We start from the raw sequence: 19,800 nt of genomic DNA, 5'->3' as shown, positions 1-19,800 counted from the left end.
CTCCTTTATTATTATCGACCTAAAAATCCACCGTCCGAATGGATAACCTGCCCTGTGACCCACGAAGCATCCGGGCTCACTAGGAATCGAATCAGCTTGGCCGCATCATCCGCTGTTCCAAGGCGGCCTTTAGGGAATAAGGGCAAAAGGCCATCCTTCGTCTCCTGATCCATCCAGCCGGTATCCGTCGGGCCTGGATCGACGGCATTCACATTGATTCCGATGGGCGCAAGTCCTGTTGCTAGGGGCGGGGTGATCGCCTTCAAAGCACCCTTTGTAGCTATATAAGCAAGATTACCCGGGTCGGGACCTCCGGATACTAAAAAGACGATGCTTCCTGCTTCATCAGGTTGGAACGTTTTCTCATATAACTTGGCGAAGGCCTGTGTCAGCAGGATCGGCCCTTTATTATTGATATCATAATGTTGATCCAGCAGCTCTGAAGTCAAATCCTTGTAGTTCGAGTTCACACTATATGTAGCATTATGAACGAGTATCGAGGGCACGCCGATTTCTTTTACTACCTTTTCTAATAATTGCTGCGGCAGGTCTTCATCCCTCAAATCCGATTCCATGTGAGCGGTTCGAACCCCTTTTCCATCCAGCTGTTTTGCAAGCGTCTCCGGCCAATGTTCCTCTATCCCTTCTCCATCTGTTTCATCATAGGGACGATAATGGGTAAAAAAGATATCCGCTCCTGCTTCAGCGAGTCTATAGCATGTACTTGTTCCAATCCCATTCTCACGACTCACGCCCGTGACAATGGCAACTTTCCCTTTTAGATTTTTCATGAGATGTTTCACCTCCATTGATTTCTTATGTATTGAACGACCAGTCCGGGACGATCCCAGTGCAGCATATGGGAAGCTCCCGGCACCTCCACGACCTCGGCACCGGTTTCTTTTTCAAAAATAGAAGCGGTTTTCTTCCTTTGCGTTTCCATACTCTCCGGTTGAGTGGCCCGTAATAAAAGCAAATTCGTAGGAAGCCGATAATAAAGGTCTGCGGCTTCATCTTTGTGCATCGCACGTACCATCGACGCCGCGGTTCGGCCTCTGGCATGCCAATAAAACCTTCCGTCTTTTTTCAAAGCCAGGTCCTCTGCAGCGATCTTTAATGAATTTGAACGTCGGGCACCCGGTGCGAAGACGGCGTCATCCAAGAACGTTTCCCAACTTTCCACCGATCCCTCAAAGTCTTTTTCATAAAAATCCACTTCCTCTTCGACGGTTTGAGTTCCCAAACGCTTCGTCTGATATCCGCCGTCCAGAAGGATGCTTCCCAACACATCGTTTGGATAGGCATCCACATAAAATAAGGCGAGGAAACTTCCCCATGAATGAGAGAGAAAATAGAATTCTTCAAGGTTCAACTCGTGATGTACGTCCTTCAACCAGCGGACCATTGCTTTCATTTCATACTCTTCTCCTGTGTGAAAAGGGTCTGTCTGCCCATGTCCAGGGCTGTCTATAGAGATGACATGGTATTCATTTTGCAAGGCTTCCGCAACCTCGATAAAGCTGAGACTCGTCGATCCTAGTCCATGCAGACAGAAAATGACGGGATGACTCTTTTCTCCCCATTCAGTAACACGGACTTTTTTATCTCGGACTTTTATAAAATAACGGTCCATACGGTCCTCCTACATGTTAAACTCTTTGGTTCCATACTTTTGCTTTCCCTAGTAAATTTTGCTGTGATTTGATTTCCTGAAGGCTCATGGACCGATTTATTGTCTATGCCACTTTTTCAAAACGGCTGCTTCTTGATTCCTTGTCAATCCTGCACCTTTAACACCATCCACTCTTTGCTGGTCCCAGTGGTACGTGTCCAAGATGGTTTCTTTTAACGGACGGAATTCCAACCCACACTGAATCGCTTTCGACACATCCTGACTGAAATCTTTTTCTGTTGGAATCCAGACGGGAAGGTCTTTCCACGGCTGGAGGCCTTCATCTGTCAAAAACTGTGCGGGTACCCATGTCAAAGACACCTCTTCATTAAGCGTCGAGGCACACGTTTCCAGTAATTGTTCCATTGTCAGCTTGGATTCAGGACCGTTGGCATTGAAGACACCTGTGTGTGCAGAAGCAGACAGATAGACAATCCAATCCGCTAAATCTCTTACATCAATGAACTGAATCTGTTGATCCTTTCTGCCGGGAGCGAGCACTTCCCCTCCTTCCGCAATCCTTGAAGGCCAGTATGTAAAACGATCAGTCGGATCATGAGGACCGACAATCAATCCCGGGCGGATGATGATGCCTTTTTCTTTGATCCGGTTTTGGACTTCCTGCTCACAATGTGCTTTCAATGGTCCATATAAACCTGGCTCAAACTCTTCTGTTTGTTCCGCTCGTTCCAGTTCTTCCTCAGTCAAAGTCATCGGTTCTACTGTTTCTTCCAAGTTATGAACAGCGGTCAAATCCGGATAGACAGATATCGTGGAGATGAACATGTACTTCTTCGTGCAGGCGGCAAGGACATCCAGACTCTTCGATACGGTGGAAGGTTTATATCCACACGTATCTATGACCGCATCCCATTTCTGCTCGCCCAGCTTTTCCAGGTCCTCCCGTTTTTCCCTGTCTCCGAAAATGTTGGTCACCTCTTCAAATAAGCCCGGATTCGTCTTCCCTCTATGAAATAACGTCACCTCATGCCCCTCTTCCAAAGCTGATTCAACGATATGCCTTCCAAGAAATTTCGTCCCGCCAATGACAAGCAGCTTCATGTTCGTTCCACTCCTTCCTTCTTTTTTGTCAGGATCTGATGTAAAAAGGGCTGGTCTTCAGGAAAAGAAAGTTACAATTCGGTCAGCTCTTCTTTTGAAACCCAGCGAATCTCATGAATCAAATGATCTGGGTCATGAATCTGCATAGCTCCGCCAATGACCCTGCAGAAAAAGTATTCGACATGGATATCCGCCTTCCCAATCCTTCCTCTCTTCGTTTGCAGCCTTTCACCCACACGGATGTGATACCCTGTTTCTTCAAACGTCTCCCTCTCGCAGCACTGTTCCAAACTTTCCCCTGCAAACACCCCTCCAGAAGGCACGGTCCAGGTTTTCTTTTCTTCCGGCTTACCCTGAAGGACCATCAAAAGTTCGTTCTTATCATTGATACAGACAGCTGCCGCCCCTCGCCACTTATCCATCGGTCAACACACTAAAAAGCAGGGAATCACGACGACCCTCTTTCATTTTCAAGTGCCCTCGCAAACGCCCTTCCATCTCCATGCCGCACTTCTCCAACACCCTTATCGAACCTTTGTTTTCAGGATGACAAGTCGCCTGGATCCGCTTTAGCTGGAAAGTTCGGAATCCGTCGCTAATCAACTTCTCCGCTACTTCTGTCCCCATGCCCCGGCCCCATTCGTCGGGATGTAGGATGTAAGCTATTTCGCCGACTTGATGATAAGTATCCAAAATCGTCAATTCCGCAACACCTACGAGCTCTTCATCCACCTCACGTAAAATGGCCCACGCATGTTTTTGGGGTTCGGGCTGTCTGATTTCATGGACCAAGTGCTGGACATAGTCCTGTGTATCCTTTTCAGAGTTCGGTCCCCACGGCTGATATTGGGAGACCTCCGGTTTTGATGCATAGGTATGGATCTTTTTCCAGTCTTCTTGTTTCAGCTCACGGAACAACAACATGCCCTCTCTCCTCCCCTTTGACGTATTCAACGATTTTCCCATGATCTACTGTAAAATGGTGATGAACTTCTTGATTCTCATTCAATACTGTATGTAAATAATAAGGAATCATCGGACTAACCCCATGATTGTCTCCTGAAAGGATCCAGGACACTTTTTTCCAACTTAAAATGCCTTCATCGATTTCGACAGGCACAGGATAGAGGTCATCATCATGGACCGTCACGATAAACGCCTCCATTCCGCCTGATTCCCCCCCCCCATCTATTGCCCAGGAAATGGTCCCTTTATATTCGAATAGATGTTCTTCAAGGAACAGATTTGTTTCTTCTGCCACTTCACGCTGCACACAGGAAAGGGGCGTTTCTCCATCCTCTATTTTTCCTCCTACACCGTTCCACATCCCCTGAACGGGAGGCGAGTTTCTATTCAACAGCAGCAATTCATCTTCACGCTTGATGAAACATATGGTATATCCGACTTCCAAACCTTCCCCTCCTCAACGATACGGCTTGAACCGGTCTTCCTCATAAAGCCCCGGTAAATAAGCTTCTAATAGATTATCATCCAAATCTCTGAATTTGAAATGGCCTTTACTGCCACCCTCTAAGACGACGACACCACGATCCAGCAGGGCTGTTTTGCAATCATCTATGTTGCCTGGAGAAATGCTGAATACAGGATGTGTTCCTTCCAGGTTGTCAGGAAGTTCTATGTGCGGAGGCTTTTCAATCAGGCAAACAGGTACCCCTCCATCATGCTCCAGCACAACGGTCTTTCCGTAATCTTTCAAAACACGTAAACCAAGGATGTCCTCGTACCATTCCACAGCCTTTTTGATTTCTTTTACTCTCACATTGATTTGATAGACGCCTGTAAAAAAGCTCACGGTCTGCCCTTCCTCTCCACAATGACCCTTTTTAGATTTCCATGATCCCGTTCCTTTAACCTGTAAAGGATATGGGTATTCTTTTGGTTCATGATGAATCCTGACTCCAACCATAATAAATAAGACTCTTTCCCTAATGTAAAAGAAAACTCAGGATGAGGAAGGTCAACAGCCCCGGTTTCCTTGCCTGCACCCCAGATTCCCGCTTGAAATTTGCGAATATCTACTTTATCGGAGATGACGAATGCTTCGCCTTGTTTCTCTCCTTCAAAACTTTCCATTTCATGAATGGTCACTTCCCCAGGCATGCGTGCAGAAAGTGGGGAACATGAGGTTAGGAAAACAGCGAGAAACAGAAAAAATGATCTCACGACTTCCCTCCATTTGATAGGATTGATACTCTTTACCTTCTACATTTTGGCAATAAAATCCTTTATTCTATAAGAAAAAGCACAATCCGACAAAGGACTGTGCTCTTCCTACTTATTTGACTGGAATCCATATTTCCGAGTAATAATCTTCACTGTTCGGGTTCCCATCGTGATAGACTTCAAGTTCTGGACCACCGGCATTTTCATAGCCGCTCGATGGAAACCATTCCGAATAGATCTTCTTCCACGCTTCCTGCATAGCATGCGGCATGGCACCACGAACACCGAAAACCGCCCATTTTGCTTTTGGAACGTCTAAAGATTCCAAGCCCTCGACTTCTCCACCTTCATGAGCGACTGCAATCCAATAATCGATATGGTTCGGTTTATCCTCATTTTTATCTTCACAGACGCCAAGCAGACCTTTAACCGATCCATTGTTATGCTTCAACAACTTCAGGTCGGTTCCATCCCCATTCACTCGATCCCACATCTCAGGAATCCCTTTCACATTCTCCTCTTCTCCAACACAACAAAACTGCTCCTTCACACCGACAATTTGAAACGCATTTTTTTCTACCACTTCATACTCCATCGGATCAGCTCCTTTTAAATTCACCTGAATGACCAGGCGGTTGTATGCGGTCATTTTCCCGCGGTAACTTCGCGCTTCTCGTGGTGAGATGCCATGCTGCTTCCGGAACGCCCGGGAAAAAGACTCGGGAGTTTCATAGCCATATGTGTAAGCGACATCGATGATTTTACACTCCCCTTTTCTCAATTCCTGCGCTGCGAGCGTCAATCTCCGTCTGCGCAAATATTCCGCGACCGTCGTATCTGTAAGCAGACTGAAAATACGCTGAAAGTGAAAAGGTGATATGTGAGCAGCCTGTGCGATTTCTTCCATGGAGATGTCTTCCAATAAGTGCTGCTCCATGAAGTCAATCGCTTTCTGCATCGACTGGATCCAAGTCATGGCGTCTCCTCCCTCCGTTTCATTCTATCCATACTTTACCATGAAAACTTGACAGCGAGTGCTTCCTGGTGTCAGGTTTTCCACCTGAATTATTGGAACGCAAACAAAGACTAGTGCGTTCTAAAAAAGTATTTTATAGTAGAATAAAAAAACAGTTCATTATAGAGGCGGTGTGTTTTTTGGATAAGATCCCCATTGTGAAACCATATTCTACTGAGCATCAGGCGCAAGCCGTAAATTTAATTCTTCAAATTCAACAGCAGGAATATAACATTCCGATTACAAAGGAAGAGCAGCCGGATTTGTATAATATAGAAAATTTTTATCAAACGGGTCATGGAAACTTTTGGGTGGCTGTTTTTAACGATCAGGTTGTTGGTACCATTAGTCTATTAGATATAGGAAATAACCAAGTCGCATTAAGGAAAATGTTTGTAGATAAAGATTTCAGAGGAAAAAGATATAATACGGCACATTTATTATTGGACCGTGCAATCACATGGATGAAGGAGAACTCCATAAAATCAGTGTTTCTTGGAACGACTCCACAATTTCTAGCGGCCCATCGATTCTACGAAAAGAATGGCTTTACGAGTATAGGGATTGAAGAATTACCTAAGAATTTCCCCCTATTACAAGTCGACAAAAAGTTTTTTCAGTATTCATTAACTTAAGCAAAAAATACAGGGGCTCAAAAATCAAAATAAGGATGCTTTTACTCTCCTAACAGGGAACGCTCCCTCGATCATACGCAATCCATGAAGCATCACCATGTTCCTGGGATTGGTGTAAAAATGTGGTTATCAAAGATGAAAATAAGGGTACTACACCTTATGTAATTCTACTTTAGGAGGGTGAAAGATGACTGCAAAGAAAGTGTTGATCGTCACCGGAGATGCTGTCGAGGCTTTAGAAGTGTACTATCCTTATTTCCGCTGCCTGGAAGAAGGTTTTGATGTCGATATTGCCGCACCTCACCAGAAGAAACTGAATACCGTTATCCACGATTTTGAAGACTGGGAAACATACACCGAGAAAAAAGGATACATGATTGACTCAAACATGACTTTCGAACAAGTCGACCCGAATGATTATGATGCGCTGATCATTCCAGGAGGCCGCGCTCCTGAACATATCCGTATGCACGATGATCTTCCGGGAATCGTCAGCCATTTCTTCATCGCTGATAAACCGATTGCCGTCATGTGCCATGGGAGCCTTGTTCTGACAACAATCGCTGATGTTGTAAAAGGACGCAAGATGACTGCCTATCACGCATGTCGTCCTGAAGTAGAGAGTATCGGGGCCGAATACATGGATGAAATGAATTATGTCGATGACAACCTCATTTCAGGACACGCATGGCCAGACCTGCCTTCGATTATGAAAGAGTTCGTGAAGCAGGTAAAAGGAACAACCGTCAACTCATAAAACACAAAGACCGTGTCTTCTCCACCATAGGGAGGACACGGTCTTATTTTTTCCACTGTTGGATCATAGTCTTGACTGTCGGCTCATCACGCTGGTCGATTCGGTAGGCAGCATAAAGAGCATTTTCTACAGATACATCAGGAAAGAGAATCTGTACCTTCCCTTCATTTACTGCTTCTTCAATCAAGTACAACGGCAGCACACTAATGCCCATACCTTTTTCAATCGCCTTCAGAATCGACTGCAGGTTGGGAATGATGTGTTTCGCTTTAATATCCGGCCGTTTATTGAAGTGTTCGCGCCAATACCGACGAATGATTGGAAGATCGAGTCCATAACTCAGCCAGGCCTGCTCGTGCAGCCAGGACTCGATGTCATTCCATTCTTCCTCTACCTTCATATTTTTTGGGGCCACGACTACGAATGTCTCCACTTCCAATGGAGTGTATTCAATTCCGCTAATAGTCTGTTTCTGCGGTGTCATGATTACATCGACTTCTTCGTTGATCAGCTGGTTCAGAAGTGTAGGAGCCGTACCAAAATGCACAAGATAGCGGATATCCAGAGACCTGACCTTATCCAGGACTCTCCCTGTAAAAAATTCTACCGGTGAACCCAGTTTGAGGAGCGGCATTTCGGACGGATGGTTGGAAGTATGCTTGATTTCCTGTGTCGTGCTTTCCAGGTTCTCAATGAGTGGCACAAGTTTCGTGTACAATTCCTTCCCTCGATCTGTCGGAACCATTTTTCTTGGTGCCCTAGTAAAAAGCGGGTCTCCGACTTCTGACTCCAGTGCAGCTAAATGCTGGCTCATCGCCGGTTGGGTCATGAAGCGCGCTTTAGCAGCCGCGGACACGGAACCGTGCTTGTATATACTGATGAAACTGCGATACCATTCAAAATCAATCATAGTTTCATACTTTCCGCAGTTTATGAACCGTGCGTGATTCAGTCAGTTCGGCTGTCGCCTCGCGGTAAGTTTGATAATGGTCTGATTCAACATGCGCCTTCAACGCCGTTTCATTTTCCCACGTTTCATAAAAAACAAAGGTCGCTTCATCTTCCAATGATCGGTGGAGCGCATATTCCACACAACCCGGTTCTTTCCTCGAAGGTTCAACGACTTTTTTTAATTCTGAGAACAGTGCCTCTTCCTGTCCTCGTTTCGCTTGAATGATTGCGGTGATCGTTATCATGTTTTTTCTCCTTTTCAGAACGAAAGAACCTGTAAGATGTACATCTCACAGGCTCCTCCAAACATCATTATTTTTCAAACTGGTTGATGACTGCTTTGGCAACGCTGATGGTTGACTGAGGGTTCTGGCCTGTAATCAGGTTGCCGGATACTTGCACGTGGTCCGCCCAATTTTCTTCACCGACGAAGTCTGCACCAAGCTCGCGCAGACGCGTTTCCAACAGGAATGGCATGTGCGCATCCAAGGTCGTAGCACGCTCCTCTTCATCTGTGAATGCCGTAACCGCTTGACCTCTTACAATCGGTGAACCATCGGAAAGCGTCACACCGACAAGACCAGCCGGACCATGACAAACCGCTGCCACTACTTTGTCCGCTTCATAAAGGTCACGGATGGATTCATGAAGCTTCGTGTTATCCGGAAGATCGAACATGGTTCCATGACCACCCGGCAAGAAGATCGCATCAAATCTGGAAACGTCTTTGACGTCATCGATCTTCATGGTATCTTCCAAATACTTCGCGGTATCGAGAATTTCCTGAGGTGTTTCTCCATCTTCCAAACTACGATCATCCACCGGCGCTTTTCCACCTTTCGGGCTTGCGACAGTAATATCATACCCTTTATTCGCAAATTCTACATAAGCTTCCCCAAATTCAGAAAGCCACAGACCCGTGTCCAACTCATCATTCATTTTATCCGCCGTCGTAACGACCATCAGTATATGTTTACTCATTTTTCATTCCTCCTGAGAAAGTGAATTTGTTTACGAGTCTAATTGTAGAACGGCATTCAGGTATAATACAAATTAGTAAATATAGAGTTATGTATAAATATATTTATACTTCATTTTCATAAAAAAGAGAAGGCCACAACTGTCGCCTTCTCTACCCTTTATGCCAATTGACGCTCATAGACGAGCTCTTCCGTATTCAAATCAATCGCATCCACTTTCATATTCAATACTTCTTCGGTTTGATTGTTTTTCGAACCCCAAAGGCGGATAAAGTTATGAGAGTTCGTATCCACGAAATTGACCTGGACCGTTCTGACTTCCCCTTCTTCCACCTGCTGATCCTGGATCCAGCATTCTTTGAACTCCATGGTGGCCTGACTTAGTATGTAGTCTTCCATCATTTTTTTGAGTTCAGGAAAGGCTAATCCATCATTCTCTACGCAGACACGGTTAAAGTCGTTGGCGTCTGTGATGTGAAAGGTTTGCTTGGTTTCGTTAGGCATTGTGATTCCTCCTGAGTAGGTTTTATAAAAACCATTTTCCCTAATAGGAAAAGGCAGAAACCTACGATACGTCTTAGCGGATCACTCAAGTTAAGAACAAATCTCTTGTGAAAGAATAGGAAGGAATTTTGTGTAAGACACCCTGGTTAGGAGATCACAAAGCCAGTACTAATTCGGTTAACCGAAACTTCAACGAATAATCAAGTCCTTAATCGTTAAATCCAACAGGTCAATAGCACCTTTAACTCCACGGGAATATTCCTCCCATGATTCAGGTGGAAACCCACTTTCAAAGTTCCCCTCTAATACAGAGACGGCAACATATATATTTTCTAATTCTCTGTTCAAGTCCATGAGTTTTACAATCGTTTCTGGAAACAGCTTACTAGAATCTATTTCTTCCAGAAAGTTAAGTTTTTCTGCCAACCTGTTTATTCTCCACTTGAACATGTCACGCTCGATCTTATTCCATTCGTGACCCTTTCCGATCATTTGATGATGGTTTTCCAAAGAAAGTCGAATGTCCTTTAAATTTGATTTGATCAAAAGAAATTTCGGATAGAGCATGAGTAGCGTTTTATGTTCATTCACTTCATCTTCTTGATGCTTATTTTTCGTTTGTACGTTTAAAGTCAGCAGGACACCTGCCAGAGTCATCAACCCACCGATAATTCCACCAAGGTAACTTCCGTAGAAAGCGATCCAGGTTTCTTCATCACCGACAACTTTGAACCAGCGAAACGTCATGAGCTGGTTGGTTAGGATCGGGAGAACCAAAATTATCATTCCAACTGCTATCCATATGATTAGTCTTACATTGTTAGAATTCTTAATGTTTATCCCTTCCTTTTACCAGATTCCAAAAAGAAATGAAGATTGTTGGGTAAATGGTCTACCTTAGAAAAGTTAAAATAAACTCCTTTTGAACAAACTTTGTCAGATAAGAATCCTCAATTCCCTCTAATTATCGTATGTTTTTGAAAACTTCATCAGACCTCTCCCCTGACCGTGTAAAGGTCTGTGGAAGAAATAAATACACGTTGCTCATATTTGGAACAATCACGTCTAACGGGGTTAAAAAAAACGCTATTCTATCTGAGACAAACGATAGAATAGCGGCTTCATTTCAATTATGATGTTTTCCGTTCTTTTTCCTCAACAGAGACAGATACACTTCTTTCCGTAATCAGCCCTTGTTCCTTCGCCATCTGCTTAGCGACTTTCGGTGCCAGCCAGACAGGTGGCAGCAATAATAGGGAAACCGGAACAGCGGTAACAACGATGAAGTTTTGCAGGGTTTGAATACTGCTTTCTCCAATACCGAGTAAAGCTGCCGCAATTCCTCCAAACAACAGGGCCCAGAAGACGCGAAGGACACGTGGCGGATGGGTATCGCCTGTAATCGTGACTGCGACGGAATACGACATCGAATCGGCTGTGGTTGCGACGAAGATGATCGTAACAACTAAGAATCCAGCAGCCATGACCATTCCGAATGGTACTTGTTCCATAATCGCCATGACGGCGGCAGGCATGCCTGTTTCATTCAAGGCTGTGGAAACAGCTCCTGGTGATTCCAACTCGTAAAACAAACCAGAACCTCCGACAACAGCAAACCAGAAGTTACTTACGATCGGAGCGAGGATCGCTACGGCAAGAATCAGTTCACGAATGGTACGACCTCTGGAAATACGGCTGATGAACATCGCCATCGCCGGGCCGAAACCGAGGAACCAGCCCCAGAAGAAGACGGTCCAATAACCGAGCCAGCCACTATCTCCCCTGTAAAGACTCATACGCAGGAAGTTTTGAAGTTGAAATGCTTCTGCTGCGATGAATGAATCGATGATAAACATAGTTGGTCCTAGAATGAGCATGCCGATCATCAGAACGACGGCAAATCCTACGTTCAGACGACTGAGCAGTTGAATCCCTTTATCCACGCCTGAAGCTGCAGAGATGGCAGCGATTGTCACAAGGAAAATGATCACAAGGGACTGAGTGAACAGGGTATCCGGGATATTAAATAAATAATTGAGAGCATAACCGACTTGTAAGCCTAAGAAGCCGATCGGTCCAATGGTTCCAGCGGCTACGGCAATGACAGAAACAATATCCGCTACAGCTCCGATAACACTTTTCTTATTGAAAATTTTCTCTCCTACCATCGGATACAAAATCGCCCGTGGTTTTAAAGGATATCCTTTATGATAGTGCGCATACATCAGTACAATCGTAGCTACTGTTCCTAAACAAGCCCATGCGGTAAAGCCCCAGTGGAAAAAGCTTTGCGCTAAACCAGGGACCACAGCTTGTGCACTTGTCATCCCCTCATCCGCGAAAAGAGGTGGCGTCGTTAAGAAATGGTAGATCGGTTCTCCGGCTGCCCAGAAAACGCCCCCACTAGCTAGTAATGTACAAAGAATCATAGAGACCCAGCGGAACCAGCCATTTTCCGGTGAATCTTTTTTTCCTAATTTCACTTTTCCATATTTCGATAGGGCAAGCGCGACGCCGACTACGAATGTAGCAAGCAGCAGCAGTTGCCAAAAGGCACCAAAGAATGTAACAGAAAAGTCGAACGAGCTTGAGATCCATTCTCCCATCAGGTCTTTGTTTAATAGAGACAATAGTAAAAATAAGACGAGAAAGCCTCCGCTGATGCTGAATGTGATCCAGTCAATTCTCGTTCTCCTATTCGTTTTTTCGTTCATTATTTTCCTCCTAGGTTTTCTAACCTGTGATAGTTAATATATTTTTAAATTGATGACGAATATACAATGGCTTTGTTCTTTAGACGTTCAGAAAACGAATACTCCTCTTGTTTTAAGACTTTTTAACACATAGGGACTAATTATAGAGATGTTCGTACAACTCGTCAAATCGAAGGATGACAAGGATGGATAGGATTCGTAAGCATTTGAAAGCTGTGGGACTCTAGTTAACTGTGAGCATTAAATATATGAGGTGTCAGCCTTTCTTTCATAGTAAAAGAATGAAACCCACATAAAAAAGCAGCTCATGCCTTAACATGAACTGCATAAAAGTATGTACTCCATCCCACTTAAAAGGGAAGTAAAGATTGTTGCACATCCATAAAAGCCCTATTTACTCTGAGCCCTCAGCTGTATGACATTCAAATGAGTAATTGATAGCCATAAAATCACTTTCAACTTCTGGAGTCCCGCCGATTTCATAACATTGATCACTGGCATTATTGATTTCTTTGATATTGAAATAAGACTGCGTCCCTACTAAAAAAATACCCATAATCATCGTTAACGTACATAATGTTAATACCATCCATTTTGTTCGATCGTTCAAAGTCCCCACTCCCCTCGATTATTAGCCATAGTCCCAACATATCAACCTCTTTTACCATTGTATCATTCACAGGAATATTTTGGTTGTCACACAAAAAAAGATGACCCCGGACATCCCGGATCACCTTTTTAATTCTTCTCACTTAACAAGTTCATGGCTCAACTTCGTCTTCTTCATTCCTTTTTTATATTTCACCCAACCGTCAATGATATTCCACACAGCGAAAATAACAAAGATCGCAGCGATCCTCCAAGCGAGGCCGCTCTCGACCTGCGCTGCATTCACCCCGAAAAGGTCTGCGGTATAGCTGATGAACGCTGGTTGAAACAGGCTTTCGTCAGTAATGATCCAAACGAAAATCCCTATGGCTAGGAGTTCCTGAACGGTATTGAACCATACTACGCCTTTGGTCCATTCTCTTTTCAATAATTTATAAAGGGCCAAGGCGATTTCCAGACCAATGACCAGGACGACTCCAGGCCAATAGCTGAGCAGGACATCTTGATTAAGAGCCGGGGTGATGAAGGTGAGTCCTGCGCCTTGATTTTCATAGATCCCCAGCAATTGGCCGGCGTGGAAATAAACGGTTCCCCAGATCGCTGTCCATAGAAAAGCACCATAAACTTCCCATTGGGAGATCGCACGTTTTTTAGGGACATGAGCGACTTTTTTCAAATCTTCTGGTCTCCACTTTTTACGTTGAGACCTCAAATCTTCGTCATCTATACCGAGGTCCACACGCTCAATGAGGGCGAAAATGATCGTAATCCAGAAAAAGACTTGCACGCCGACAGAAATCACCCGCCAGACACCTTCCCCGACAATGGCGAGAATCATCATGATCAAATTCCCTTCATCGACAGATCCTATGATATTCTCAGCAACGAGCGTAATTAAAGAAATCGTAATCGCAATCGGCAGGATCATTTTGATAAGGGAGATATAGGTATCATAATAGCGCGGCCCAATAAGATGCATGGGTTTTTCACTATATCCATGCGCAAGTTTTACAGGATCGCCCAATTCCTGTAGGACACCTTTGACCTCCTCCTCTGTAGGATCCTCGGGCAGCATATCCTCGATGGTGGACCGGATTTCAAGTAAGATGTCTTCCCGGTTCTTTTCCGGAAGCCGGCGTTCAACTTCTTGTAAGTAGACATCAATCCATTTCATTGTTCTCCTCCTCCAATAAACGGAACAATTCATTCGTGGCTTTTTTCCATTCTTTCTTCAATGTCTGAAAAACATCTTCCCCGTAATCACTCAACACATAATATTTCCTGGGCCGAGACTCTGATGTATCCCAGCTGCTCGTGACCAGATCCTTTTTTTCCAACCTGCGAAGCAATGGGTAAAGCGTACTTTGTTCGATGGTGATGCCTGAATCTTCTAATCGTTTTACGAGAGAGTACCCATATTGCGGGGTACGGAGCTGACTTAAAACCGCTAACGTCAGGTTTCCACGCCGCTGTTCGGTCAGCAGTGAGTTCAGTAATTGACTCAAGATCTCCACTCCTCTTCATACTGTACGACAAACACTATCTACACTTACTATATGTCATACAGTATTGTATGTGCAACTGTATTTTTATATTTTAAAATGATTTCCACATGAAAAAAGCACCTCTTCGGAAAGAGGTGCTTTTGAACACTGGATATTAATCGAACAAGACACTCACGGAATGCTCGTGCTGGACGCGCAGCAACGCATCCGCGAGCAGAGGTGCAACAGAAAGAACGGTCATCTTATCAATCTGTTTTTCTTCAGGCTGGAAGATTGAATTTGTGATCACTAATTCTTTGATCGGTGACTGCTCGATTTTGATAACAGCCGGATCGGATAACACCGCGTGCGTACCGCAGGCGTAAATATCACTGACGCCATTCTCATAGAGAATATCAGCAGCTACAGTGACGGTATCCGCTGTATCCATCATATCATCGACGATGATGACGTTTTTCCCTTCGACTTCTCCGACAACGTCACGGACTTCAGGCTCCCCGGGCTCCGCTTTTCGTTTATCGATGAACGCAAGTGGAGCATCAAGGATGTTCGCCATTTTCCTTACACGGTTCAATCCGCTTGTATTAGGAGCGACAACCACGAGGTCTTCGATGTCTTTCATTTTGAAATACTCCCCGAGGATCGGAATACCCTGCAGCTGATCAACAGGGATATTGAAGAAACCCTGGATCTGTGGCGCATGCAAGTCCAAGGAAATGACTCTGTCAGCTCCTGCTTTTTCCAGAAGGTTGGCAATCAATTTCGCCGTGATCGGTTCACGGGCACGTGCTTTGCGGTCCTGTCGCGCATACCCGTAATAAGGAATGACGACATTGATCGTTTTGGCGGAAGCTCGCTTCAAGGCATCAACCATAATCAACATCTCCATCACATGCTCATTGACAGGTTGGGATGTGGACTGAATCAGGTAGATATCGTCACCGCGGACACTTTCTTCAATATTAATTTGAACTTCTCCGTCGCTGAAACGGACGACTTTACTTTTCCCTAATGGGACCTCGAGAATTTCTGATATTTCTTGGGCTAATGGTTCATTGGAGTTCAATGTGAAAAGCTTCATCTGAGATTGTGTATCCATATGTATCGCTCCTGTTATTGTAAAGGTTTTGTTAAGAAAAACTTATCACTACAGGGGCTTTGTTGCAAGTTCGAAACCTCGTTTGGTAAGAGTTACCCATTTTCATAATTCGGATCCAACTGATCGGTAATCAACATATGGCCGGGTGCATGGGTAATCATAATAGAAGGTTTCGCCTGGAGAGCGGCATTTTGCGGGGTTACACCACATGCCCAAAACACAGGCGTCGCTTCTGCAGAATCAAAATCGACCGCTTCCCCGTAATCCGGATTCTGTATATCCTTGATGCCGATTTCCTCTGGAGATCCGATATGGACGGGTCTGCCGTGCGACTGTTCAAACCGATCGGAAATGGCCAGTGCCTGATCGACTAAATGATTAGGGACCGCCCGCATACTGACGACCATGTTCCCTTTAAAAATACCAGCTGTCTCTAACGGGATCGTTGTATCGAACATCGGCACGACTTTTTTCTGCTCCTGGTGGAACAACGGAATTCCACCATCAAGGAGCGCTTTTTCAAAAGTGAAACTGCACCCGATCAGGAATGTCACAAAATCATCCTGCCACACATTTGATATATTCAGGACTTCTTCGGAAAACTTCCCATCTCGATAAATCCTGTAACGCGGCACGTCCGTGCGTATATCTGCGTCCGCCACTTTAGGTGCGGTCTGCCCTGCTTCCATCACTTCGACCAGAGGGCAGGGCTTCGGATTCCTCATGCAGAATAACAGGAAATCGAAAGCATATTCTTTCGGCAGTGTCACCATATTGGTCTGAATATACCCTTCGCATAAACCGGAAGTTGTACCGGTGTTTTCTTCCTTTCGGATGGCTCTTCTTTCATTATAGGTTTCCAAAATGGTCTAGTCCCCTTTTCTATCAAATAGTCTATTTCATACATCTACAGCTGTATTCCACATGACGCATTACCTGAAATCTTCAAAGAAGAATGTTCTAATCAACAACAAAAATCATAAGGGTGAAGAGGTAAGGAAGCTTTATAAAGCCATGCGGGTTCGTATTCAGGATCCTTCCAGTGCCAGGCAGCAAGAGCCGCAGCACAAGCATCGATGGTATGGGATTCCTCAGCCACCGCTTCCGGGATACTGATCATTTGCTGTGTTTCAAACCATTCGCTAATCCTCTTACGAATGGAGAGCTCTTTCTTGTAGTGAAGGACATCGTCAATCGTTTCCATTCTTGCTCCAAGAGCAGCGCCAGGATGAACTTCAACGACATGAATCTTATGTTGCGTGCAAAGACGTTCGATTTCCCTCGTGATACGGATCCCTCTCAACGATAAGTATACCATGCGCATCATTGTTTGCGGCATGATAGAGGCCCCTTTCATCCCCAGGCCAGTTACAAATGACCTTAAATCTCGATCACTTTCCCTGTCTCCTCCCCCGTCTTCATAGGATAATGGAGCGTCTATGCCGATGGTGACGGAGTCTTTATTCGCTAGAGCTTCAACATATGTAATTAAAGACTGGTCATTCATAGGCGTTTTATGTTGTGCATAATGGAGTTTGCCTCTCTGCTTCTTAAAATGAACCAGTACCGTGTCTTTACTGTTACTGGGCCCCGATAAATCAATCCCTAAGTATTGCATCTGCCTGCCTCCTTCAGCGTCCACTTATAAATCTAACATATATAACTTCAGCAGAATGGTAAGCAGAATTTTTCCTTTATTGATGGAAAGTTGCCTTACCAGTATTCAGCCATACTATTATTATTTCCTCAGTTACATCAGCATTTCCAGCTATACAAATGCCATTCAAATAAGCTAGTAAAAGGCCAGAATATAAAAACAGGCATCTACTATAGTAGATGCCTGTTTATCCAGGGTTCCTATCATTTTATGGCCGGCATAATCAACCACCCCATCATCATATTATCCAACTTCTTTATTAAAATCCCCTGTGCAACAGATCAAAAAATGGGAATATCTGTATGACCTGGTGTGGTAAATTTTAGGTGTTATTCATTATGCATTATTTTTGCTTTTGCGTACGCCGATGACTGCTGCGAATAGGACGGCTGCCATACTGGCGAAGGCGATCATCCAAGCGTTCAATCCGCTGTCTGCTGTTCCACCAAGACCTGTGTCCGGCATTTCAGAAGGCATGTCTGAGGCGAACATGTCCGGGTTTTGCGCGACGATGGCACCAGATAGTCCTTCCCCTACTCCATACATGTGAGCATAAGCTTCACGCAGCTGGTCATAAGCAGCATCAAAGTCACCATCTACATAACTGTCAAAAGATCCTGTCAATTGGTTCACGTGCATTTGCAGGCCTTCGGCAGTCGCTTCTGCTTCTAATCCACCTTCTGTCGCGGTATCAAGAAACTCGGAGAAGTCTGCTCGGTAACCGTCCAAAGCCGTCAGCGCTTGTTCTTTCGCTTCTTCATCCCCTGCCCCTGTCGCTTCTACGTAGTCGACGAAGTATCCGATATGCTCAGACCACATGTCTTCAAATTGTTGTCCAGCTTCGTCCCCATAAACAGAAGTGATGGCCGCTGTCAGATCTTCTGTATTGTTGCTGAGCGCAGCTGCGGCATTTTCAAAGTCTTCCGCACCATCTCCACCTTTTTGCATCGCAAGGACAGCAAGCGCTGCGTGCTCAGATAGCAGGTGGTTCAAGTCTGCACGAAGGTCTGCAGCCGATGTTGCTGGATTTGTGTTTTCGAATTTATCCGGGAATTGGTCGGTAATCGCTGTTGATAGACCTTTTCCGACCCCATACATATGATCGATACTCATACGGAGTTTTTGATAAGCTTCATCGAAGTCGCCTTCTTCATAATTGTCAAAAGCACCGATGAGTTGATTGACGTGCATTTGAAGACCCTCAGCGAGCGCAGAAGCTTCTAAACGTTCATCTGTTGCTGTCTCCAGGAACATGGAGAAATCTTCACGATAGTTGTCCAAATTGCTCAACGCCTCTTCCCGTCCTGCTTCATCTTCTTCCGCTGTCGCTTTTACGTAATCAACAAAATATCCGATATGTTCAGACCACATGGACTCGAATTGCTGCCCCGCTTCATCTCCATATACAGAAGCAATCGCCGCGGTCAGATCTTGTGTGTTTCCTTCAAGGGCTGCCGCTGCTGCATCAAAATCATCGGCCCCCTCAATTCCTTTCTGCATCGTTACAACGGCAAGATAGGCGTGCTCGGAAAGCGACTGATCAAGTGTCGCTCTTAAATCAGCTGCAGGTGTCGATACCGTTACATCTGACATTTTTTCATTATGATCCCCATGATCATCTGCAAACGTAACCGTGGCTGTCGGCAACATAAGCGCTGCGGACATCGGTAAAGCGATCAAAGACTTTTTCCAGTTGATTTGTTTTTTCATTTCCAACCACTCCTCTTAATTTTGATTTCACTAAGCTAACGGGAAGAGATTCATTTTGGATCACAAAAAAACAAAAAAAGTTTCAAAAAAGTCTAAAACCCCTGTCATACTGGCAAATTTTTTTGCAAAAAAAATAAAGAAAACCACCTTGTTCCAGTGGTTTTCCGTAGGTGATTTTAAAACCAGTCTCACTCTTTCTCTGCTGGCCTTGTCGTTCGCAGGGAAGGTATTCTCTGGTTCAACTCTTTGATCGTGCTCACCTTCATTACTTTATCTTGAACTTCCTTAAATGCTTCAAAGAAGTGTGGCTTCCCGTTTTCTTCAAAGTACTTATTCCACTTGAACATTTTCAGAAAAATTCGGAAGGTGGGAGTATAATGAGCCTTTTCCACCCGTAACTTTTGGAAAATAAACCGTTTGATAATCCGGTATGTTCGGACGGAGTAGTACGTATCAAGGAAGATGATGACATCCGCTTGACGGAAACTTTCTTCCACCCACCATTCATTGTGGACACCTTCCACGATCCATCCTTCCATTCCGGCAATCTCTTTCAAGTATTCGGCCCTCTCCTCTTCTGTTCTTCGTATGTCGCCCGACGGGTGCCTTTCCCAAACGACATTATCCAGCTCATAATAGGGAAGGTCCAATTCCCTGGATAGATTTCTTGCGAGTGTCGTCTTCCCACTCGCCACAGATCCGATGATATGTATTTTCTTTATACCTCCCACGAAACTCCCCCTTTT

The 19,800-nt window shown here is 44.7% G+C and carries 25 protein-coding genes; 2 read left to right on the top strand and 23 right to left on the bottom strand.

Annotated elements, in window-relative coordinates; translation table 11 throughout:
- Nucleotides 1–11: 11 nt before the first annotated feature.
- The 9 genes from ACQ4XT_RS13125 to ACQ4XT_RS13085 form a co-directional block, all read right to left on the bottom strand.
- Nucleotides 12–791: an SDR family oxidoreductase gene (locus ACQ4XT_RS13125; protein ID WP_446854044.1), complete on the bottom strand. Its 780-nt coding sequence runs from the start codon at nucleotides 789–791 to the stop codon at nucleotides 12–14.
- Nucleotides 792–799: 8 nt separating this feature from the next.
- Complete coding sequence (locus tag ACQ4XT_RS13120; protein ID WP_446854043.1) at nucleotides 800–1,633, bottom strand: alpha/beta fold hydrolase; 834 nt, start codon at nucleotides 1,631–1,633, stop codon at nucleotides 800–802.
- A gap of 96 nt (nucleotides 1,634–1,729) precedes the next feature.
- Nucleotides 1,730–2,734 carry an SDR family oxidoreductase gene (locus tag ACQ4XT_RS13115; protein WP_446854042.1) on the bottom strand — a complete coding sequence of 335 codons (1,005 nt, stop codon included), beginning with the start codon at nucleotides 2,732–2,734 and terminating at the stop codon, nucleotides 1,730–1,732.
- A gap of 71 nt (nucleotides 2,735–2,805) precedes the next feature.
- Nucleotides 2,806–3,156, bottom strand: coding sequence for an NUDIX hydrolase (locus ACQ4XT_RS13110; RefSeq protein WP_446854041.1), 351 nt, complete (start codon nucleotides 3,154–3,156; stop codon nucleotides 2,806–2,808).
- Entirely contained in the window at nucleotides 3,149–3,658 is a 510-nt protein-coding gene (locus ACQ4XT_RS13105; protein WP_446854040.1) for a GNAT family N-acetyltransferase, read from the bottom strand. The genes ACQ4XT_RS13110 and ACQ4XT_RS13105 overlap by 8 nt, the downstream gene beginning before the upstream one ends.
- Nucleotides 3,642–4,145: an NUDIX hydrolase gene (locus ACQ4XT_RS13100; protein ID WP_446854039.1), complete on the bottom strand. Its 504-nt coding sequence runs from the start codon at nucleotides 4,143–4,145 to the stop codon at nucleotides 3,642–3,644. Before ACQ4XT_RS13100 ends, ACQ4XT_RS13105 begins: the two co-directional genes overlap by 17 nt.
- Before the next feature lie 12 nt (nucleotides 4,146–4,157).
- Nucleotides 4,158–4,547: a VOC family protein gene (locus tag ACQ4XT_RS13095; protein ID WP_446854038.1), complete on the bottom strand. Its 390-nt coding sequence runs from the start codon at nucleotides 4,545–4,547 to the stop codon at nucleotides 4,158–4,160.
- Nucleotides 4,544–4,918, bottom strand: coding sequence for a YhfM domain-containing protein (locus tag ACQ4XT_RS13090; protein ID WP_446854037.1), 375 nt, complete (start codon nucleotides 4,916–4,918; stop codon nucleotides 4,544–4,546). The genes ACQ4XT_RS13095 and ACQ4XT_RS13090 overlap by 4 nt, the downstream gene beginning before the upstream one ends.
- Before the next feature lie 112 nt (nucleotides 4,919–5,030).
- Complete coding sequence (locus ACQ4XT_RS13085) at nucleotides 5,031–5,894, bottom strand: AraC family transcriptional regulator (RefSeq protein WP_446854036.1); 864 nt, start codon at nucleotides 5,892–5,894, stop codon at nucleotides 5,031–5,033.
- A 179-nt stretch (nucleotides 5,895–6,073) separates the two neighbouring features.
- On the opposite strand from ACQ4XT_RS13085, the gene ACQ4XT_RS13080 reads away from it, so the two are divergent.
- Nucleotides 6,074–6,568: a GNAT family N-acetyltransferase gene (locus tag ACQ4XT_RS13080; RefSeq protein WP_446855676.1), complete on the top strand. Its 495-nt coding sequence runs from the start codon at nucleotides 6,074–6,076 to the stop codon at nucleotides 6,566–6,568.
- Nucleotides 6,569–6,755: 187 nt separating this feature from the next.
- A complete protein-coding gene (locus ACQ4XT_RS13075; protein ID WP_446854035.1) occupies nucleotides 6,756–7,325 on the top strand; it encodes a DJ-1/PfpI family protein in 570 nt (189 codons plus the stop codon).
- A 43-nt stretch (nucleotides 7,326–7,368) separates the two neighbouring features.
- Here the strand turns inward: ACQ4XT_RS13075 and ACQ4XT_RS13070 are convergent, their stop codons facing one another.
- From ACQ4XT_RS13070 to ACQ4XT_RS13005, 14 genes are all read right to left on the bottom strand, one after another.
- A complete protein-coding gene (locus tag ACQ4XT_RS13070) occupies nucleotides 7,369–8,235 on the bottom strand; it encodes a LysR family transcriptional regulator (protein ID WP_446854034.1) in 867 nt (288 codons plus the stop codon).
- 4 nt (nucleotides 8,236–8,239) lie between these two features.
- A complete protein-coding gene (locus ACQ4XT_RS13065) occupies nucleotides 8,240–8,521 on the bottom strand; it encodes a putative quinol monooxygenase (RefSeq protein WP_446854033.1) in 282 nt (93 codons plus the stop codon).
- A 67-nt stretch (nucleotides 8,522–8,588) separates the two neighbouring features.
- Nucleotides 8,589–9,257 carry a type 1 glutamine amidotransferase domain-containing protein gene (locus tag ACQ4XT_RS13060; RefSeq protein WP_446854032.1) on the bottom strand — a complete coding sequence of 223 codons (669 nt, stop codon included), beginning with the start codon at nucleotides 9,255–9,257 and terminating at the stop codon, nucleotides 8,589–8,591.
- A gap of 158 nt (nucleotides 9,258–9,415) precedes the next feature.
- Nucleotides 9,416–9,760: a hypothetical protein gene (locus tag ACQ4XT_RS13055; protein ID WP_446854031.1), complete on the bottom strand. Its 345-nt coding sequence runs from the start codon at nucleotides 9,758–9,760 to the stop codon at nucleotides 9,416–9,418.
- A 189-nt stretch (nucleotides 9,761–9,949) separates the two neighbouring features.
- A complete protein-coding gene (locus ACQ4XT_RS13050) occupies nucleotides 9,950–10,546 on the bottom strand; it encodes a hypothetical protein (RefSeq protein ID WP_446854030.1) in 597 nt (198 codons plus the stop codon).
- A 344-nt stretch (nucleotides 10,547–10,890) separates the two neighbouring features.
- Nucleotides 10,891–12,474, bottom strand: coding sequence for a BCCT family transporter (locus tag ACQ4XT_RS13045; RefSeq protein WP_446854029.1), 1,584 nt, complete (start codon nucleotides 12,472–12,474; stop codon nucleotides 10,891–10,893).
- 394 nt (nucleotides 12,475–12,868) lie between these two features.
- Nucleotides 12,869–13,084 (bottom strand): hypothetical protein, encoded by a 216-nt coding sequence (locus ACQ4XT_RS13040; protein WP_446854028.1) that lies wholly within the window; start codon nucleotides 13,082–13,084, stop codon nucleotides 12,869–12,871.
- Between the two features lie 138 nt (nucleotides 13,085–13,222).
- Entirely contained in the window at nucleotides 13,223–14,257 is a 1,035-nt protein-coding gene (locus ACQ4XT_RS13035; RefSeq protein ID WP_446854027.1) for an HAAS signaling domain-containing protein, read from the bottom strand.
- Nucleotides 14,244–14,588 (bottom strand): PadR family transcriptional regulator, encoded by a 345-nt coding sequence (locus ACQ4XT_RS13030; RefSeq protein ID WP_160911347.1) that lies wholly within the window; start codon nucleotides 14,586–14,588, stop codon nucleotides 14,244–14,246. The genes ACQ4XT_RS13035 and ACQ4XT_RS13030 overlap by 14 nt, the downstream gene beginning before the upstream one ends.
- 154 nt (nucleotides 14,589–14,742) lie before the next feature.
- Complete coding sequence (locus tag ACQ4XT_RS13025; protein ID WP_446854026.1) at nucleotides 14,743–15,687, bottom strand: ribose-phosphate diphosphokinase; 945 nt, start codon at nucleotides 15,685–15,687, stop codon at nucleotides 14,743–14,745.
- A 92-nt stretch (nucleotides 15,688–15,779) separates the two neighbouring features.
- Nucleotides 15,780–16,550 carry a putative hydro-lyase gene (locus ACQ4XT_RS13020; RefSeq protein WP_446854025.1) on the bottom strand — a complete coding sequence of 257 codons (771 nt, stop codon included), beginning with the start codon at nucleotides 16,548–16,550 and terminating at the stop codon, nucleotides 15,780–15,782.
- Nucleotides 16,551–16,651: 101 nt separating this feature from the next.
- On the bottom strand, nucleotides 16,652–17,305 hold the full coding sequence (locus tag ACQ4XT_RS13015; protein ID WP_446854024.1) for a DUF429 domain-containing protein: 654 nt from the start codon (nucleotides 17,303–17,305) through the stop codon (nucleotides 16,652–16,654).
- A 375-nt stretch (nucleotides 17,306–17,680) separates the two neighbouring features.
- The gene (locus ACQ4XT_RS13010; protein ID WP_446855675.1) at nucleotides 17,681–19,042 is read right to left on the bottom strand and encodes a copper amine oxidase; all 1,362 of its coding nucleotides are present in this window, start codon (nucleotides 19,040–19,042) and stop codon (nucleotides 17,681–17,683) included.
- Nucleotides 19,043–19,242: 200 nt separating this feature from the next.
- Complete coding sequence (locus ACQ4XT_RS13005) at nucleotides 19,243–19,785, bottom strand: AAA family ATPase (protein WP_446854023.1); 543 nt, start codon at nucleotides 19,783–19,785, stop codon at nucleotides 19,243–19,245.
- Nucleotides 19,786–19,800 lie beyond the last annotated feature (15 nt).

The organism is Halobacillus sp. 12SKB (assembly GCF_052941655.1).
The sequence above is the reverse complement of the archived record's forward strand: the minus strand, read 5'-3'. Positions and strand labels throughout refer to the sequence as shown.

Bases quoted from the DNA above. Each gene is read 5' to 3' on its own strand.
- ACQ4XT_RS13055 (WP_446854031.1), bottom strand. From the start codon at position 9,760: ATGCCTAACGAAACCAAGCAAACCTTTCACATCACAGACGCCAACGAC.
- ACQ4XT_RS13035 (WP_446854027.1), bottom strand. From the start codon at position 14,257: ATGAAATGGATTGATGTCTACTTACAAGAAGTTGAACGCCGGCTTCCG.
- ACQ4XT_RS13075 (WP_446854035.1), top strand. From the start codon at position 6,756: ATGACTGCAAAGAAAGTGTTGATCGTCACCGGAGATGCTGTCGAGGCT.
- ACQ4XT_RS13015 (WP_446854024.1), bottom strand. From the start codon at position 17,305: ATGCAATACTTAGGGATTGATTTATCGGGGCCCAGTAACAGTAAAGAC.
- ACQ4XT_RS13045 (WP_446854029.1), bottom strand. From the start codon at position 12,474: ATGAACGAAAAAACGAATAGGAGAACGAGAATTGACTGGATCACATTC.
- ACQ4XT_RS13105 (WP_446854040.1), bottom strand. From the start codon at position 3,658: ATGTTGTTGTTCCGTGAGCTGAAACAAGAAGACTGGAAAAAGATCCAT.
- ACQ4XT_RS13110 (WP_446854041.1), bottom strand. From the start codon at position 3,156: ATGGATAAGTGGCGAGGGGCGGCAGCTGTCTGTATCAATGATAAGAAC.
- ACQ4XT_RS13065 (WP_446854033.1), bottom strand. From the start codon at position 8,521: ATGATAACGATCACCGCAATCATTCAAGCGAAACGAGGACAGGAAGAG.
- ACQ4XT_RS13115 (WP_446854042.1), bottom strand. From the start codon at position 2,734: ATGAAGCTGCTTGTCATTGGCGGGACGAAATTTCTTGGAAGGCATATC.
- ACQ4XT_RS13050 (WP_446854030.1), bottom strand. From the start codon at position 10,546: ATGATAATTTTGGTTCTCCCGATCCTAACCAACCAGCTCATGACGTTT.
- ACQ4XT_RS13125 (WP_446854044.1), bottom strand. From the start codon at position 791: ATGAAAAATCTAAAAGGGAAAGTTGCCATTGTCACGGGCGTGAGTCGT.
- ACQ4XT_RS13120 (WP_446854043.1), bottom strand. From the start codon at position 1,633: ATGGACCGTTATTTTATAAAAGTCCGAGATAAAAAAGTCCGTGTTACT.
- ACQ4XT_RS13070 (WP_446854034.1), bottom strand. From the start codon at position 8,235: ATGATTGATTTTGAATGGTATCGCAGTTTCATCAGTATATACAAGCAC.
- ACQ4XT_RS13085 (WP_446854036.1), bottom strand. From the start codon at position 5,894: ATGACTTGGATCCAGTCGATGCAGAAAGCGATTGACTTCATGGAGCAG.
- ACQ4XT_RS13025 (WP_446854026.1), bottom strand. From the start codon at position 15,687: ATGGATACACAATCTCAGATGAAGCTTTTCACATTGAACTCCAATGAA.
- ACQ4XT_RS13060 (WP_446854032.1), bottom strand. From the start codon at position 9,257: ATGAGTAAACATATACTGATGGTCGTTACGACGGCGGATAAAATGAAT.